Raw genomic sequence first — 17,011 nt, 5'->3', positions numbered from 1 at the left:
GCTAGACCAACGAGAAGGGCTTCCGAGACGCTGTTTCGGGGGCCTTTCTTTTTTACCTCATGCATCCTCGTTCGTTGTTGCACCGATCGACGGCGCGGCCGAAGCCGTCGCCACATCCAGGGCCGCCCCACCTTGTCAGCTGACAAGGTTTGGACAGGCCGCTGAAATCACCCCTCGCCCTCGCGGGCCAAGAACTTCTCCACCAGGCCGGGCAGCTCGCCTTCCAGAAAGCTCTGGAACGCCGCCGCATGCGCCGCCGCCATCGACAGGCGAATGTCGCCGCCGGCGAACGTCGCCTTGCCGACCACCTGCCCCGTGGAACTGGTCAGCTTCAGCTCGGTGCGCGTCGGCTCCACCGGAGCCTTCACCGCCGCCAGCGCCAACTTGAAGCGCTCATCGGAGGAAAGCCCCGCCACCTTGTCAGCTGACAAGGTTTTGAGGATCCGGCTCAGCGCGCCTGTGTCCTGCTCCACCGCGCTCGCCAGCGCCACCCAGCGCGGGCGGCCCACCTTGGGCGCACGGCCGATGGCCTCAATCACGTCCAGAGGCAAGGCCTTGCAGACCGCCCGCAGCCGCGCCAGTTCCGGATCGTCCACCGACAGCGCGGCGCGAATATCCCGCGCCCGGATCTCGGCCTGATCCATGCGCCACGCAAACAGCGCCCGCTCGATCCACGACAGATCCTGCCGCGCCGCATTCTCGATGCCCTGGGCCACCACCAGCTCGGTGTCGGACAGATCGAGGATGATGGCCTTGACCTTGATCCCCAGTTCGGAGGCCGCCCGCCACCGCCGATGGCCATAGACCACCTGGTACCGGCCCTCGCTTGCCGGATGGCGGCGGACCTGGATCGGCACCTTCTGGCCCTCATCGGCGATCAGGGCCTTCAGGGTGCCGAAGTCGGCGTCGTCATCGTCGGGCAGGCGATCAGGAAACGGCGAGGGGTCGATCAGCGCCGGGTCCAGCTCGGCGCCGCCGCCCGCCTCCACCAGCGCCCGCAGGCGATCGCGCTCCTCGCGCAATTCACCCAGCGATCTCTGGGTGGCGCCGATCACCCCGGCGCCCACGCGGGGCAGGGGCTGCGGCACCGCCGGCGGGCTCTCGCCTCCGAGCGTCTCCGCTGACACCGCCGCCTTCGGCTCCGAGAAGGCGCTGAAATTCTGCAGGATCGATTTCCCGCCCGGGCGCTTGGTCATGCCGTCCGTCCCCAGCTGCGCTTGATCAGGTCGAGCACCTGGTCGTTGACCGCATCGATGGATTCCCGCGCCCGCTTCACCGTCGCCGCCGAAATGTTGCCGGCTTCCAGCTCATAGAGCGTGCGCTTGGCGAGCCCGGCGGTCTCGATGGCCGCGCTCTCCACCGCGGTGGAGGTCAGCACATCCTCGTCGAACAGGTGACGCAGCATGGACACCACGTGCACCTGGGATTGATCCATGGGGTCGTGCCGCGTCACCACATAGCGCAGGAAGTCCTGCCGCATGGTGGCGCCCGCGTCGCGAATGACCGAGATCAGGTCGCCCATCATCAGCAGGAACTGGCTCATGGACATGACATCGAGCATGGCCGGATGCACCGTGACCAGAAGCCCGGTGGAGGCGTAAATCGCCCCCAGGGTCAGGAAGCCCAGCGAGGGCGGGGTATCGAGAATGACCACGTCATAATCGTCTTCCACCTCCGCCAAGGCGAGGCGCAGCCGCTCGAAGAAGATGCTGTCCGAATCCGCCGCGCGCTTCGAGAGGAAGCGGGGCGTCTCGTGCTCATACTCCATCACCTCGATATTGCCGGGGATCAGGTCGATGCCGGTGAAATAGGTCGGCCGGATGATCTCGGCGATCGGGCGACGGTGCGCGTCATAGCGCAGGGCGGCATAGATGGTCTCGTTCTGCTGCACGTCCATTTCCGGCTGGGCACCGAACATGGCCGATAGCGAGGCCTGCGGATAGAGGTCGATGGCCAGCACCCGATAACCGTGCAGCGCCAGATAGTGCGCCAGGTGCGCGCTGGTGGTGGTCTTGGCGCTGCCGCCCTTGAAGTTGGCCACCGCCAGAATCTGCAGATGGTCGCCGGGCCGGCGGTGCGGCAGGAACCGCAGCGCGTCCGCCGGTCGCTGGCTGGCGAACAGCTCGCGCAATTCGTTGATCTGTGCCAGCGTATAGGCGCGGTGGTTGTTCTCCAGCCGCGCCGGCACCGGGCCCTTGCCCTCGTTGGACATCAGCTTGAGCGTCGATTCCGGAATCGACGTGAGTTTGGACACCTCATGAATCATGAAGTGCCTGAGGCTCTTCTGCGCATCCGGCGGATACATCTGCTGGCGTCGGGCCTGCAAATGTTCCGAGAGCAGGCCCGCATGGCGAACGATCTTGTCCGCCGGATCCTCATCCTGCTGGGGGGGCACGGCCTGGGCAGCCATTGTCGCTTCAATTCCTCTTTGTCGGACAGAATGCGTTTTGCCGCCCTCCGCCCGTCAAAGATAGGACACGATTCTGACGCTGCGTCCAGAGCTTTAAGGTTAACAAGACTTTAACCGCCGGCCGCGCGCGGGTCGCATCGGTGTCCCGGCGGCGTGGCCAGCGGCTGCGCTGGCCCAGAAAGGCGCGCCGCGCGTGGCGCCGGTATCCCGTCAGGCCGTCGGGCGCTGGCGGACGACACGCCGGAATGGGTCGCCTTCAAGCTCGCCGCCGCGCCGAACCCTTCTCGCGCCGCATGCCCTCCTGGTCGGCGGTCTTGAACGCGCCCCGGGTCCGCCATTCCGGCACCAGCAGATCGACGCTGGCTCCAGCGATTCCGGCATTGCCATGCGTACCAGATTGACGCCGTCCGCGTCCGCCACGTCGGCCCCGGCCAGCATCTGGTCGGCCACGTCGCTGGCTGCGCCCACGAACACCGGGCCGCGGGCGCCGACCGGAAGGTGTCGAGGCGCGCTGCGCGGCGAGAGGACATTTTCGGGTCGGTCCTTAGGTGGGGAGCGGACGGGGGAGGGGACTCTGCCGGGGCACGTGCTGCGTGCGGGCAGGGGGGTGGCGCGCGTTTCGCCCCCAACCCACCCGCCCGCGCACGGGCCGCGCCGGGCGAGGCGGCCCGGGCGTCAGGATGATGAGCCTGCACTAGCCGAGGGTCTCCTGGGCATGCTCCCCGGGGCGAGCGCACCGATGCCGGTCGTCGCCGCAGCCGGAGCGGGTGGGAGAGAGCTGGTCATGACGCGGCCTTTTGCCGGCAGGGAGGGGAGGGAGGCGCGGACGTGCGGGCGCTCACGACGCGGGCAACGTGCGGAGGGGATTCCTGTCGCATGACACGGTGGTGCATGCGGGGAATTGCGGGAAACTCCCTGTCTGTGACACGGGTTTGTGTCGCATCCCTCCAGCGCACAAGGCGCGCCTATTCCGCCGCCTCCGCCTGGTGGGCGAACCGGCTGGCGGGTGCCCACCCTCCCGCTCAAGGACGCCCCGTTGCCGCCGGATCGCTCCCGTGGTTATTGCTATCTGATGGTTGGAGTTGGCCTCGTCAGACGGGCGAGCGGCAGACGCGGTGGGGTGTTGCCTCTCCTGCGCCCGTGCGCCGGGGCCGCTCCATGGCCTGCCCCGTGACGTGTCCCGGTTCGAAATGATGAAAGCCAAGGCTGCCCCCCCATCGGCCCGCGTGACCCTGGCCGATGTTGCACGCACGGCGGGCGTCGACATGTCGACCGCCTCGCGCGTCCTGCGGGGCGAGGCGACCCAGCGGGTGCGGGAGGAGACCCGCGACCGCATCCTGAAGGTCGCGGAAGAGCTGCAGTACCTCGCCAATCCCCTGGCGCGGGGTCTGCGCACGGCGCGCACCTCCACCATCGGCATCGTCGTTCCCCAGCTCGATAATCCGGTGTTTGCCTCCGCCATCCGCGGCGCGGAGCTGGCCGCGGCGCGGCTCGGCTATTCGCTGCTGATTTCCCATCGGGAGCCCGGTGCCACCGGCACCACCATCGCCAAGCTGTCGCAGACCAACCGGGTGGACGGGCTGCTGGTGGCCAGCCTCGACGACGATGAGGTGCTGCGCACCGACCTGACCGCCGCGCGGGTGCCCTATGTGCTGATGAACCGCGTGCTGCCCGGCGCGGCGCTGTCGGTGGTTCTCGACAGCCGGGCCGCGGCGCGTCTCGCCGTCGCCCACCTTGCCGCGCTCGGCCATCGCCGCATCGCCCATCTCGCCGGGCGCGAGGGCGGGTTCAATGCCAAGGAGCGCTGGGAGGGCTATCGCGACGGGCTGAAGGCGGCCGGCATCGCCTATGATGCGAGCCTCGTCGCCGTCGCTGGCTACACCGCCGAGGGCGGCATGTGGGCCATGCGGGCGTTGTTGCCGCAGCGCCCGACCGCCGTGCTCGCCGCCACGCTGGTCTCCGCCGCCGGCGCGATGACGGTGCTGCACGAGGCCGGGCTGCGCATTCCCGAGGATATTTCGGTGATCGGCCTGCACGATGCGCCGGTGGCCGGGATGCTCTATCCCGCGCTCACCACGGTGATGATGCCCACCGAGGAAATGGGCAGCGTGGCGGCCACATTGCTGATCCGCAGCCTGAATGGCGAAAGCCCCGCGGCGGTGGCGCCGCTCCCCCCGGGCGCACTGATCTCCCGCAACTCCACCGGCCCCGCGCCCCACGGACGTTAACCGGCCGCGTTCCCCGCTTGACGGCCATAGGCTTCTCTGTCAGCTTTGAACAAACGATTGTTCAAAAGAACATGGGAGGACGCCAAAATGACATCATCGCCACGCGCCTCTCATCTTGAGAGGTGCCAATGACCGGCCTAGCGATCGCCGTTGCCCGAGACGCAGACACGATAGACACCGCCCTGGCGGCGGACTTTGCCGCCATCGTCGGTGCTGAGCACATCCTCAGCGAATTCGAGGCGCGGCGCGCCTATTCCCACGACCGCCTGCCCTTCGCCAACTTCCGGGAGCGCCATGGCAAGCTGGCGGGCGTGGTACCGCGCCTGGTGGTGCGTCCCGGCACGGCGGACGAGGTGGAGGGCATCGTGCGGCTCGCGCGGGCAAAGGGCATCCAGCTCATCCCGTTCGGCAATGGCTCGGGCGTGCTCGGCGGCGCTATCCCCCTCGACCATGAGGTGATGGTCGACCTGCGACGGCTGGACCAGATCCTGTCTATCAACCCGCAGGATGCCATGGTGACGGTGCAGGCCGGCATGAACGGCGCCGTGTTCGAGGCGGCGCTCAATGCGGCCGGCTTCACCACCGGGCATTTGCCGCAGTCCATCGAGATTTCCACCGTGGGCGGCTGGGCCGCCTGCCGGGGCGGGGGGCAGGCATCGAGCCGCTACGGCAAGATCGAAGACATGGTTCTCGGCCTCAAGGCGGTTCTGCCGGACGGCACCCCGATCGAGGTGCGCCCGGTGGCGCGGCGGGCCGTGGGGCCGTCAATCCGCGATCTGATCGTCGGCAGCGAAGGCGCCTATGGCATCATCACCGAACTCACCCTGCGCCTGTGGCAGTTGCCCGAGGTCGAGCGCGGGGTCGTGCTCGCCTTCCCCTCGCTCGACGCCGCGTGGGAGGCCGCGCGCCGCATCATGCAGGCGGAACTGCGCCCAACCGTGGCCCGGATCTATGACGCCACCGAGAGCGCCGAACGCACCGCCGATATCGCGGCATTCACCCGCAAGCCGATCCTGGCGATGATGGTGTTCTCCGGCTCCGAGCCGCTGGTGACCACCGAGCAGGAGATGGCGCTGGCCATCGCCGCCGAGCTTGGGGCCGAAGTGACCGCGGACGGGCCTTACCAGCACTGGAAGCAGAACCGTTACGTCGCCTATTCGCAGAAATGGCAGGCGGCGGGCTACTATAACGACACCATCGAGGTGACCGGAAACTGGTCGGCCATCCCCGGCATGTATGCGGCCATGGCGGCAGCGGCCCGCGCCATTTTCCCGGACATCCATTTCGGCGCGCACTGGTCGCACATCTACCCGGAAGGGGCGTGCCAATACATGACCATCCGCCTGCCGCCCATGGAGGAGGAGCAGGCGCTGCCGCTGCACGCCCGGCTGTGGGAAACCATCCAGACGCTGACCCTCGACCATGGCGGCTCCATCGCCCATCACCACGGGGTCGGCGTGTTCCGCAATCCATGGCTGGCGCGGGAGCTCGGCGCGGGGCTCGCTTTGTTGCAGACCATCAAGGATGCCATCGATCCCGGCAATCTGATGAACCCGGGCAAGCTCGGCCTGCGGCCGGCGGCCGGTGCGGTGGACGTGCGCAATGGGTAGGTGGCGCACAGCCAGGGGGGAGGTGAGCCGTGGCTGATCTCCTCGTCGGCATCGATCTCGGGGCGGGCTCGCTGAAGACCAGCGTGATCCGCGCCGATGGCACCCTCGTGGCGGAGGCGTCCGCCACGCTCACCACCTCGGCCCCCGCAGCGGGCTGGAGCGAGCAGGATCCGCACGACTGGTGGCGCGCCGTGTGCGAGACCGTACCACGGGCGCTGGCCGCGGCGGCGGGCGCGGGAACCGTGGCGGGCATCTCCTTCTCCGCCGGCGCCCATACGCAGGTTCTGGAAGACGCCGATGGTCGCATCATCCGCCCGGCGATCCTGTGGAACGACCAGCGCGCCGGCGCCGAGACCCGCGACCTGCGCGCCCAAGCGGACGCCCGCATCCTGGAGATCGGCGCCAACCGCGCCAATCCCACCTGGACCTTGCCGCAGATGCTCTGGCTCCGTCGCCACGAGCCGGACGCCTTTGCCCGCGTCCGGCGGCTTTACCTCGCCAAGGACTGGCTGCGGGCGCAACTGACCGGCACCTGGGAGACCGACCTGATCGATGCGGTCGGCACGCTGATGGCCGACACCCGCACCGGCACATGGTCGGAAGACTTGTGCGGGATGATCGGCTGGCCGCTCGACACCTTGCCGCCCATCGTCGCCTCCAAAGCGGTCGTCGGGCGGGTGACGGCGGCAGCCGCCCGCGCCACCGGGCTTGCGGAGGGCACGCCGGTGGTGTGCGGCACCTCGGACACCGCGGCCGAAACCTATGGCGTCGGCATGACCTGCGAAGGACTGGGGGTGATCAAGCTGGCCACCGCCGCCACCGTCAGCGTGCTGTCGCGGCACCCCCGGCCGGATTTCAAGGTGATCAACTATCCGCACGTCATGCCGGACCACTGGTATGTCATCGCGGCCACCAATTCCTGCGCCTCGGCGCATAAATGGCTGCGCGACACCTTCTTCCGGCGCGATGGCGAGGATGGCGCCAGCGTGTTCAGCCAGATGGACCGGCTCGCCGGCGCGGTGGCGCCGGGCGCGGAGGGGCTGTTCTTCCACCCCTACCTCAATGGCGAGCGCAGCCCCCATTGGGACCCGCTGTTGCGGGCGGATTACGTGGGCATCGGCTTCAACCACGGCGCCGGCCACTTCGTGCGCGCGCTCTATGAGGGCATCTCTTATTCGCTGCGCGACTGCCTGCTGGCGTTGCGCGGGCAGGGGCTGGATTTCACCACCGCGCGCCTCACCGGCGGCGGCGCCAAGAGCGCGCTGTGGCGGCAGATCGTGGCCGATGTGCTCAATGTGGAGGTGGAAATTCCGGCGGTGGCCGACGCCTCGTTCGGCGCCGCCCTTCTGGCCGGCGTCGGGGTCGGCATCTATGCCGACGAACACGACGCCGCCCGTGCGATCAAGGTGGTGTCCCGGCTGGTGCCGGACCCGGAACGGGCCGCGCTTTATACCCGGGGGCACGGGATTTACGGCGAGATCCAGGCCGCCTTGGCGCCCGTGAACCACCGCATCCATGACTTCGTGAGTGGACGGTGATGTCGCTCCGCAAGCTTGAGAGTGAATGAGAATGGCACAGGTCAGCCTGAAACAGGTCCGCAAGGCCTATGGCGGCACGGTCGCCGTCCATGGGGTGGACCTCGAGATCGGAGACGGCGAATTCGTCGTCTTCCTGGGGCCGTCGGGCTGCGGAAAATCGACCACGCTGCGCATGATTGCCGGTCTGGAGGAGATCACCTCCGGCACCATCGACATCGGCGGGCGCGACGTGACGCGGCTGGAACCGAAGGACCGGAACATCGCCATGGTGTTCCAGAACTATGCGCTCTACCCGCACAAGACGATCTACGAAAACCTCGCCTTCGGCCTGCGCATGCGCAAGATGGACCGCAACGAGATCGACCGGCGGGTGAAGTCCGCCTCCACCATGCTCGGGCTCGATCCCTATCTGGAGCGCAAGCCCAAGCAATTGTCCGGCGGCCAGATGCAGCGCGTGGCGCTCGGTCGCGCTTTGGTGCGCGATCCGGAAGTGTTCCTGCTCGACGAGCCGCTCTCCAATCTGGACGCCAAGCTGCGCGTGCGCATGCGGGAGGAGATTGCCCGGCTCCATCAGGAGGTCGGCACCTCCATGGTCTATGTCACCCATGATCAGGTCGAGGCCATGACGTTGGCCAACCGCATCGTCATCATGAAGGATGGCTATGTGCAGCAGGTCGGCGCGCCGCTGGAGGTCTATGACCGCCCCGCCAATCTGTTCGTGGCGAGCTTCGTCGGCTCACCGGAAATGAATTTGATCGAGGGGCACATCGCGGCCGGGGCGTTCCGCGCCGGCGACCTTCGCATCCCCCTGCCGGACGGCCTGCCGGCCGCGGACGGCGCCGAGGTCACGCTCGGCGTGCGGCCGGAGCACATCACGGTGGGCGAGGGCGCCGATGCCCTGCGGTTCGAGATCGCCGTGATCGAACAACTCGGCGCGCAGACCCTGTGCATCGGCCAGGTGGCCGGCGTGCGGATGCGCGTGCTCATGGAGCGCACCGATGCGGTGCGAAACGGGGCGGCGCTGCCGGTCTCGTTCCGCCCCGAGGGACTTCACCTATTCACCAAGCAAACCGGGGCGCGTCTGGACACCAGGCGTGCACCCACTGGGCAACGACCCACCGTCTAGGGCGGAACGATCATAACGGGAGGAGAGGGGACATGGACACCACAGTGAAGGCCGGCGGGCTCTCCCGCCGGGCAGTTCTCAAGGTCGCCGGCACGGTCGCGGGCGGCATCGCGGCCGGCGCCATCGCCGCACCGGCTGTCCGGGCGCAGGGAACCAAGACCATCCGGTTCCTGAACACGGAAACCTCCATCGACAGCATCCGGGCGTTGAAGGTGGCCGCCGCCGAATATGAGCGCCAGTTCGGCACCAAGGTGGTGATCGATTCCGTCCCGCTGGACGGCGCCTTCACCAAGGTCACCACGTCGCTGCGCGGCGGCACGCCCTACGACATCGCCACCTTCGCCTTTGTCGGCCATGTGCTGATCCTGGCCAGCGAAGGCCATCTGATGCCGCTCAACGAGCTGACCGACAAATATAAATGGGGGCCGAACATCCTGTTTCCCATCGACGGGAAGGTGTTCTGGTATCCCTACGACTATAATCTCGGCTGGATCTATTATCGCAAGGATCTCTACGAGAAGAACAACCTCTCCGTGCCCAAGACCTGGGCCGAATTCCTCAAGAACGCCCAGACCCTGAACGGCGACGGGCGGGCCGGCGCGCTCTATCCCATCGGCTCGAACGGCGCCACCAACTGGCTCTCGCCCGGCTTCATGTGGGCGGAAGGCGTCAAGGTGTTCGACGACAAGTGGAACATCGTGTTCGATAATGCCGACATCGGGCCGCGCGTCACCCGCTTCCTCGATTTCTTCGGCGAGCTTTACAAGACCATGCCGCCGGGCACCAGCCAGGCCAGCTTCGGCGAAGTGCTGTCCACCTTCACCTCCGACAAGGTGGCCCATTCCGCCTATGCCGGGCGCATGATCGAGACGCTGGAGCGCAACGCCCCGGCGCTCGCCGACAAATACGGCATCATGCCCTACATGGATTCCGCCGGAAAACATCAGGCGGTGAACCATGGCTATGACGGATGGGTGGTGCTGAAGACACCGAATTCCGACGAAGCGATGAAGTTCATGAAGTGGTTCACCGAAAACCAGTTCATCAATTTCCTGCACACCGCGCCGCTGCATTTCCAGCCGCCGCGGCTCGATGTCTATGAGGACGCCCGCTGGCGCGCCCATCCCTTGATCGAAAAGCACGCCGCCGCGGTGGAGACCATGCGCTCGTTCCTCACCGACAAGAACATGATCCTCACCTCGCTGGACACCCAGGGCCCGGCCCCGGACCTTCGCCCCGGCAAGATCTTCGAGGCGTTCGTGTTTCCGGAGATGCTGCAGAACAAGTGCCTGAAGAACCTGCCCTCCGCCGACTGCGTGAAGATCGCCGCGGACAAGATGCGCCAGGTGATCGCCTGACGTTCATCGACAGCGCAGCCGGCGCATGGGCCTTCCGGGCCCGTGGGCCGGCTTCCACCCGAGGCACGAGGGCGAGCCGGTGAGTTCCAAAGCGACGATCTATTCTTTTCTGGTCCTCGGCCTTGCGGTCACGCTGCTGTTGATCGTGGCGCCGGTGGTCTATGCCATTTCGCTCAGTTTCTATCAGATGGACTCGTTCGTCGGCACGCCGAAGTGGGCGGGCCTCGACAATTATGCCCGCGTGCTCTCGCAATGGGAGTTCTGGCGGGCGCTGATCAACGGCTTCGTCTATGCCTTCGGCACCATCGTGTTCCAGGTGGTGCTGGGCATCGGCTTCGCCCTGGTGCTCAACCAGGTGTTTCCAGGCCGCAATCTGGTGCGCGGCCTGTCCATATTGCCTTATCTGCTGCCCACCGTGGTGGTGGTGCTGACCTTCAAATGGATGGTGGACGGCTCCATCGGCGTGCTCACTCACGTCATTGCCGCCCTCGGCCTGCCGCCGGTGTACTGGTTCGAGAGCCCCGGCGCGGCCATGGCCTCGGTCATACTGGTCAGCGTCTGGATGTGGACGCCGTTCGTGACCACCACCTTCCTCGCCGCGCTGCAGACCGTGCCGACCTCGCTCTATGAGGCCGCCAAGGTGGACGGCACCACCGCGATCCAGCGCTTCTTCCACATCACCTTGCCGATGCTGAAGCCCATCCTCACCGTGATCGTGCTGCTGCGGGCGGTGTGGATGTTCAACAAGTTCGACGTGATCTGGCTTCTGACCCAGGGCGGGCCCGTCGGCTCGACCGAGCATCTGGCCATCCTGTCCTACCGCACCGCCTTCTCCCTGTTCGACATCGGCGGCGGCGCGGCCATCGCCACCATCTCCTTCGCCATCCTCTCGGTGGCGGTGTTCATCTATTTCCGCCTGTTCCCGCTCGATACGGAGTGATGCTCATGGTCCGCTCGCTCCCCGGCCGCCTCGCGCTTTATGCCGCGGCCCTCATCATCGCGGTCTATTCCGCCTTCCCGATCTACTGGATGGTGCTGTCGTCGCTGCGCGCGCCCGGCGTGCTGTTGACCAGCACCTCGCTGATCCCCGGCCCGTTCACCACGGAATATTACTGGAACCTGCTGGAGCTGACCGACTATCCGACCCAGTTCGTCAACAGCGTGATCGTGGCTGCGGTGACGGTGGTGGTGACGATGGTGTTCTCGGTGATGATCGCCTACGCCGTGACCCGCCACCGGGTGCCCGGCAAGAAACTGATCATCGGCGCAATGCTCTATGCGTACATGTTTCCGCCGCTGCTCATCGCCATTCCCATGTTCTCCATCTTCGCCAAGCTCGGGCTCGGCGACACGCTGACCAGCGTCATCGTCTCGCATCTGACCCTGACGCTGCCGCTCGGCGTCTGGTTCCTGTGGGGGTTCTTCAAGAGCATGCCGTTCGAGCTGGAGGAAGCGGCGATGGTGGATGGCTGCACCCGGCTCGGCGCCTTCCTGCGCGTGGTGCTGCCGCTGTCGCTACCGGGGCTGATCACCGTGGCGATCTTCTCCTTCCTGTTGTCCTGGACCGACTACACCTATGCGCTGATCATGATCGGGTCCGACGCCAACAAGACCGTGCCGGTGGGGCTGGCCTCCATGATCGGCTCGTTCGACCTGCGCTGGGGCGAGATCATGGCCGGTTCGACGCTGATCGCGCTGCCGCTGTTCGGCGCCTTCGCCATGCTCAGCCAGTATTTCATCCAGGGCCTCGGGGCCGGCGCGGTGAAGGGCTGAACCGCGCTCGAAGGAGACACGCACCATGGATTTCGGCCTGACCGGCAAGGTCGCGCTCATCACCGGCGGTGCCGGCGGCATCGGCCGGGCGGAAGCCGTGGCGCTGGCGAACGAGGGCGCGGCCATCGCCGTCAACGACCTGGATGGCGCCGCCGCCGAACGCTTTGTCGATGACTTACGGGCGCAGGGCGTTGTGGCTGTCACTGCCATCGGCGACGTCTCCGAGCCGGACACTGCGGCGCAGGTGGTGCGGCAGGCGGCGGAAGCACTCGGTGGCCTCGACATCCTGATCAACAATGCCGGCGCGGGCGGGCGCCATCTGGGGCGCCCTGTGGAGGAGATGGCGGTGGATGATTGGGACATCATCGTCCGCACCCATCTGCGCAGCAGCTTCCTGTGCAGCAAATACGCCATTCCCATCATGCGCGCCCGCGGCTTCGGACGCATCGTCAACACCTCGTCGATGAATGTCACCGGCGGCGGCCGGCCGGGGGTGGCCAATTATGCGGCAGCGAAGGCCGGCGTGCTGGGCTTCACCCGTACCCTTGCCAAGGAAATCGGCGGCTTTGGCCTCACGGCGAACGCCATTGCGCCTGGTTATGTGGAAACCAATCTCATCGCCGGCTTTTCCGAGCAGCAGCGCGCCATCATCACCGGCCAGAACCCGCTCGGCCGGTTCTGCCAGCCGGAGGAAGTCGGCGCCCTGATTGCATTCCTGTGTTCGACACAGGCCTCCTTCATCAACGGCGCCTTGATCTGCATGGATGGCGGCAAGCGCGATTTCCATTGGGGCGATGCATGAGCTTTCGCGCGTTCGGTGCCCCGCACCGCTATATCCAGGGCCCCGGTTCCCTCTCTGAACTCAAGGGCCTGGTGGCACTCTATGGTCGCCGCCCCTTCATCGTCGCCGACGCCGTGGTCGCCGACCTGCTGGGCACACGGCTGCGCGCCGAGCTGGACGGCGCCGAGCCGGCCGTGTTCGGTGTGTTTGGCGGCGAGTGCACGGCGGCCGAGATCGCGGCCCTCGCTGGCGCAGCACGGGCGGCGCAGGCGGATGTGATCATCGGGGTCGGCGGCGGCAAGGCGATCGACACCGCCAAGGGCGTGCGCATGGCCCTCAATCTGCCCATCATCATCGTGCCCACCATCGCCTCCAACGACAGCCCCACCTCGCGCCTCGCCGTGCTCTATCGCGAGGACCATGTGCTCAGTGAGGTGCGGCTGATGACGGCCAGTCCCGATGTGGTGCTGGTGGACACCGCGATCATCATCCAGGCGCCGGCGCGATTCTTCATCGCCGGCATCGGCGATGCCCTGTCCAAGAAATTCGAGGTCGAGCAATGCGCGGGCGCCGGGGGCACGAATTTCTTCAAGGGGCGCCCCACCCAGCTGGCCCTGGGCATCGCCAACGCCTGCTACGACATCATCCGCCGCGAGGGCGAAGCGGCGGTGGCGGCGGTGCGGCGCCACGAGGCCACGGAGGCGGTCGAGAACACCGTCGAAGCCGCCATCCTGATGAGCGGGCTGGCCTTCGAGAGCGGCGGCCTGTCCATCGCGCATTCGCTCACGCGGGGATTTTCGGCTATTCCGGAGATCGCCCGCGCTTTGCATGGCGAGCAGGTGGCGTTGGGGCTGCTGGTGCAAGTGGTGGCCGAGCGCCGCACCCCCCGGTTCCTGGATGACCTGCGCGGCCTCTATGATCGCATCGGCCTGCCCACCTCGCTGGCGGCGTTCGGCGTCAGCGATCCCGATGCGGTGGACACCATCGTGCGCCTGTCGTGGGAGACGGCGCCCTATATCAAGAATTTCACCCAGCCCTTGTCGCCGGAGATCCTGCGGGCGGCGTTCCTGTCGCTCGGGTGAGGGCGGGACGCGTCAGCTCGACGGAAGCGCGCTGAGCGGATTTGCGCCGGGCTGGCCGTGCGGGGCGGCGGGTGCGTGCCGGATGACGTCCGACATCTGCAGCAACGGCTTGGCCAAAGGGCTGGTCTTGCGCCAGACCATGCCGATGGTGCGGGACGGCTGGGGTCCGCGCCCTAATCCTGTCTGAAATTCGATTTGGCCCGACATTGAAAACTCGCCTGATCTTGGGCACGGGGCCGGAGAAAACCTGGGGCGCGGGTGGCTGCCTGGGCACAGGTGAGGGCGATCATGTGAAAGGCGTCATCCTCAGAGCAGCCGCGCGAAAGGTCATTCGCCGGACCGGCAAGGCCTTGCAATACCGGTCCGATTGCCTTTGCGCCGCCAATGCGTTGGGCGATCTTGTAGCCGATGTTCGCGGCGTCGAGATTAGGAAAGACGAACACATTTGCGTCCCCGCAAATCGCCAATCCCGGCGCCTTAGCTGCGCCTACCGCAGCAACGAACGCCGCGTCGAACTGAAGTTCACCTTCGATAATGAGCCCAGGGGCCTGCCTACGGGCGATGCTCACGGCCTCGATGACTTTGTCGACACGCGCGTGCCGGGCGCTTCCCGCGGTGGAGAAGGAGAGCATCGCCACCTTCGCGCACTCTCCCGTCATCGCCGTGTAGGAATGCGCGGAGGAGATGGCGATCTCGGCGAGTTCAGTCGCGTCCGGGTCGATCACGAGTCCGCAATCGGCGAACACGAAGGCGCCCTTGTGCACGTGATAGTCCTCGCACAGGATCATGAGGAAGAAGCTGGACACCAGTTGCACCCCCGGGGCGAGGCCGATGATCTGGAGTGCGGCGCGCACCGTCTCGGCGGTGGTCGCCACAGCACCGCCCACCATTCCGTCTGCATCAGCAAGGCGCACCATCATGGCGGCAAAGGCCAGCGGCTCGCTGATCCTATGCCGGGCCGCGGCTCGGTCCATGCCTTTGGCCCGGCGCAGAAGGTAAAGCTCTTCTCCATAGGCCTCGCGGTGCGGCGAGGTGCAGGGATCCACGATTGTGATGCCCCGTGCATCGCCTTCAAGCGCCGCCAAGACCTCTTGTGCACGCCCCAGCAAGATCGGATGGGCGATCCCTTCTCGCGCCGCCCTTCGTGCGGCCCCGGCAATGCGCGGATCGTTTCCTTCGGGCAGAACGATGCGGTGGGGGGCGGCGCGCGCAGCGTTGATGATCCGGTCGAGGGCGAGCATCATCGGGCCTCATGGCACGGGACAAAATAGCGTTTGAAGATCAGGAACCTGCGTCGGGGGCGGCTTTGGCCGCCCCCGACGCCCCAGGTCAGCGGGCCACGTGCGCGCGCATGTCGGCGCGGGCGATGCCGGCGACCTTCACGGGTTTCTTCATGGCATCGCGGCGGAAGGGCTCGCCCAACTCCTGGTTCAGCACCACCTCGATGAAGGTGGTGATGCCGGCTTTTTGATCGGCTGCGGCGGTGGAAATTGCCTCTGAGAGGGCGGCCTGGCTATCCACGCGCACGCCCTTGAATCCGCAGCCTTCTGCGATCCGGGCATAGGACAGCTTGGGATCCAGCTCCGTGCCGACGAAGTTGTTGGCATACCAGAGCGTCGTATTCCGCTTTTCCGCGCCCCACTGGAAGTTGCGGAACACCACCATGGTCACCGCCGGCCATTCCTCGCGACCGATGGACGTCATCTCGTTGATGGAGATGCCGAAGGCGCCGTCGCCGGCAAAGCCGAAGACCGGCACGTCCGGGCAACCGATCTTCGCGCCGATGATGGCGGGAAAGGCATAACCGCAGGGACCGAACATGCCGGGCGCGAGATATTTGCGGCCGAACTCGAACGCGGGATAGGCATTGCCGATGGCGCAATTGTTGCCGATGTCGGTGGAGATGGTCGCATCCTTCGGCAGCGCCGCCTGAATGGCACGCCACGCCTGCCGCGGCGACATGCGATCGGCATCGCGGGCACGGGCCTCCTCGTTCCAGGAGGTGCCGGGATCATCATCCTCATGGTCCATGGAGGCCAGTTGCTGGAGCCAGCGCGACCGGGTCTGGTGGATCAGGGCGGCCCGCTCCGCGCGGCCGGCATCGCCGGCGCCGGGTTCCAACTGCGCCAGGATCTGGCCCGCCACCTCGCGGGCGTCTCCGCAGATGCCCACAGCGATCGTCTTGGTCAGGCCGATGCGGTCGGAATTGATGTCCACCTGAATGATCTTGGCCTCGCGCGGCCAATAATCCATTCCGTAGCCGGGCAAGGTGGAGAAGGGATTGAGCCGGGTGCCCAGCGCGAGGACCACGTCGGCCTTCGCGATCAGCTCCATGGCCGCCTTCGAGCCGTTATAGCCCAGCGGCCCCACCGCCAGCGGATGGCCGCCGGGGGCGGCGTCATTGTGCTGATAGCCCGAACACACCGGCGCCCCGAGCCGTTCAGCAAGGGTCATGGCCTCGGCAATGGCGTTGCCGATGACCACGCCGGCGCCGTTCAGCATCACCGGGAACTTGGCCTGCGACAGCAATTTTGCCGCCTCGGCAATGGCGTTGCGACCGCCGCTCGGGCGCTCAAGGCGCACGATCTGCGGCAGCTGGATATCGATGACCTGGGTCCAGAAATCCCGGGGAATATTGATCTGGGCGGGGGCGCTGGCGCGCCAGGCCTTCTCGATGACCCGGTTCAGGACTTCCGCGACGCGGGAGGGATCGCGCACCTCCTCCTGGTAGCAGACCATGTCCGAGAACATGGCCATCTGCGAGACTTCCTGGAAGCCGCCCTGGCCGATGGTGCGGTTTGCCGCCTGTGGCGTCACCAGCAGCATGGGCGTGTGGTTCCAATAGGCGGTCTTCATGGCGGTGACGAAGCCGGTCACGCCCGGCCCGTTCTGGGCGATGGCCATGGCCATGCGGCCCGTCGAGCGGGTGTAGCCGTCGCAGATGAGGCCGGCGTTCGTTTCGTGGGCGCAATCCCAGAAGCGGATCCCGGCCGCGGGGAACAGATCGGACACCGGCATCATGGCCGAGCCGATGATGCCGAAGGCCTCGTCGATCCCGTGCGCTTGCAGGACTTTGATAAACGCCTCTTCGGTGGTCATCTTCAT

At 66.8% G+C, this 17,011-nt stretch carries 13 protein-coding genes; 9 read left to right on the top strand and 4 right to left on the bottom strand.

All coding sequences use genetic code 11. The annotated features are described in order from the left end of the window. Window positions 1-167 precede the first annotated feature (167 nt). The gene (gene repB, locus AAG816_RS11380; protein WP_341989734.1) at window positions 168-1,196 is read right to left on the bottom strand and encodes a plasmid partitioning protein RepB; all 1,029 of its coding nucleotides are present in this window, start codon (window positions 1,194-1,196) and stop codon (window positions 168-170) included. Beyond that, window positions 1,193-2,410, bottom strand: coding sequence for a plasmid partitioning protein RepA (gene repA / locus AAG816_RS11375; RefSeq protein WP_341989733.1), 1,218 nt, complete (start codon window positions 2,408-2,410; stop codon window positions 1,193-1,195). Before repA ends, repB begins: the two co-directional genes overlap by 4 nt. A gap of 1,190 nt (window positions 2,411-3,600) precedes the next feature. On the opposite strand from repA, the gene AAG816_RS11370 reads away from it, so the two are divergent. The 9 genes from AAG816_RS11370 to AAG816_RS11330 all read left to right on the top strand — a co-directional run bounded on the left by AAG816_RS11370 (window position 3,601) and on the right by AAG816_RS11330 (window position 13,906). Next, window positions 3,601-4,638, top strand: coding sequence for a LacI family DNA-binding transcriptional regulator (locus tag AAG816_RS11370; protein ID WP_341989739.1), 1,038 nt, complete (start codon window positions 3,601-3,603; stop codon window positions 4,636-4,638). Between the two features lie 128 nt (window positions 4,639-4,766). Continuing rightward, window positions 4,767-6,248, top strand: coding sequence for an FAD-binding oxidoreductase (locus AAG816_RS11365; RefSeq protein ID WP_341989732.1), 1,482 nt, complete (start codon window positions 4,767-4,769; stop codon window positions 6,246-6,248). A 29-nt stretch (window positions 6,249-6,277) separates the two neighbouring features. Then, window positions 6,278-7,786, top strand: coding sequence for a xylulokinase (gene xylB, locus AAG816_RS11360; RefSeq protein WP_341989731.1), 1,509 nt, complete (start codon window positions 6,278-6,280; stop codon window positions 7,784-7,786). A gap of 31 nt (window positions 7,787-7,817) precedes the next feature. Next, window positions 7,818-8,912 (top strand): sn-glycerol-3-phosphate ABC transporter ATP-binding protein UgpC, encoded by a 1,095-nt coding sequence (gene ugpC, locus AAG816_RS11355; RefSeq protein ID WP_341989738.1) that lies wholly within the window; start codon window positions 7,818-7,820, stop codon window positions 8,910-8,912. A 32-nt stretch (window positions 8,913-8,944) separates the two neighbouring features. Beyond that, window positions 8,945-10,270, top strand: a complete 1,326-nt coding sequence (locus AAG816_RS11350; protein WP_341989730.1) for an extracellular solute-binding protein — start codon at window positions 8,945-8,947, stop codon at window positions 10,268-10,270. 79 nt (window positions 10,271-10,349) lie between these two features. Continuing rightward, window positions 10,350-11,210, top strand: coding sequence for a sugar ABC transporter permease (locus tag AAG816_RS11345; protein ID WP_341989729.1), 861 nt, complete (start codon window positions 10,350-10,352; stop codon window positions 11,208-11,210). 5 nt (window positions 11,211-11,215) lie between these two features. Beyond that, window positions 11,216-12,043: a carbohydrate ABC transporter permease gene (locus tag AAG816_RS11340; protein ID WP_341989728.1), complete on the top strand. Its 828-nt coding sequence runs from the start codon at window positions 11,216-11,218 to the stop codon at window positions 12,041-12,043. Window positions 12,044-12,068: 25 nt separating this feature from the next. Beyond that, window positions 12,069-12,845, top strand: a complete 777-nt coding sequence (locus AAG816_RS11335; protein ID WP_341989727.1) for an SDR family NAD(P)-dependent oxidoreductase — start codon at window positions 12,069-12,071, stop codon at window positions 12,843-12,845. Beyond that, on the top strand, window positions 12,842-13,906 hold the full coding sequence (locus AAG816_RS11330; RefSeq protein WP_341989726.1) for a glycerol dehydrogenase: 1,065 nt from the start codon (window positions 12,842-12,844) through the stop codon (window positions 13,904-13,906). The genes AAG816_RS11335 and AAG816_RS11330 overlap by 4 nt, the downstream gene beginning before the upstream one ends. Window positions 13,907-14,079: 173 nt before the next feature. Here the strand turns inward: AAG816_RS11330 and pta are convergent, their stop codons facing one another. Next, window positions 14,080-15,147, bottom strand: a complete 1,068-nt coding sequence (gene pta / locus AAG816_RS11325; protein WP_341989736.1) for a phosphate acetyltransferase — start codon at window positions 15,145-15,147, stop codon at window positions 14,080-14,082. An 88-nt stretch (window positions 15,148-15,235) separates the two neighbouring features. Then, window positions 15,236-17,011: a sulfoacetaldehyde acetyltransferase gene (gene xsc, locus AAG816_RS11320; protein ID WP_341989725.1), complete on the bottom strand. Its 1,776-nt coding sequence runs from the start codon at window positions 17,009-17,011 to the stop codon at window positions 15,236-15,238.

Source organism: Azorhizobium sp. AG788, assembly GCF_943371865.1.
Lineage (GTDB): Bacteria > Pseudomonadota > Alphaproteobacteria > Rhizobiales > Xanthobacteraceae > Azorhizobium.
Note: the sequence above shows the minus strand (reverse complement) of the source record. Positions and strands in the feature narration are given on the sequence as shown.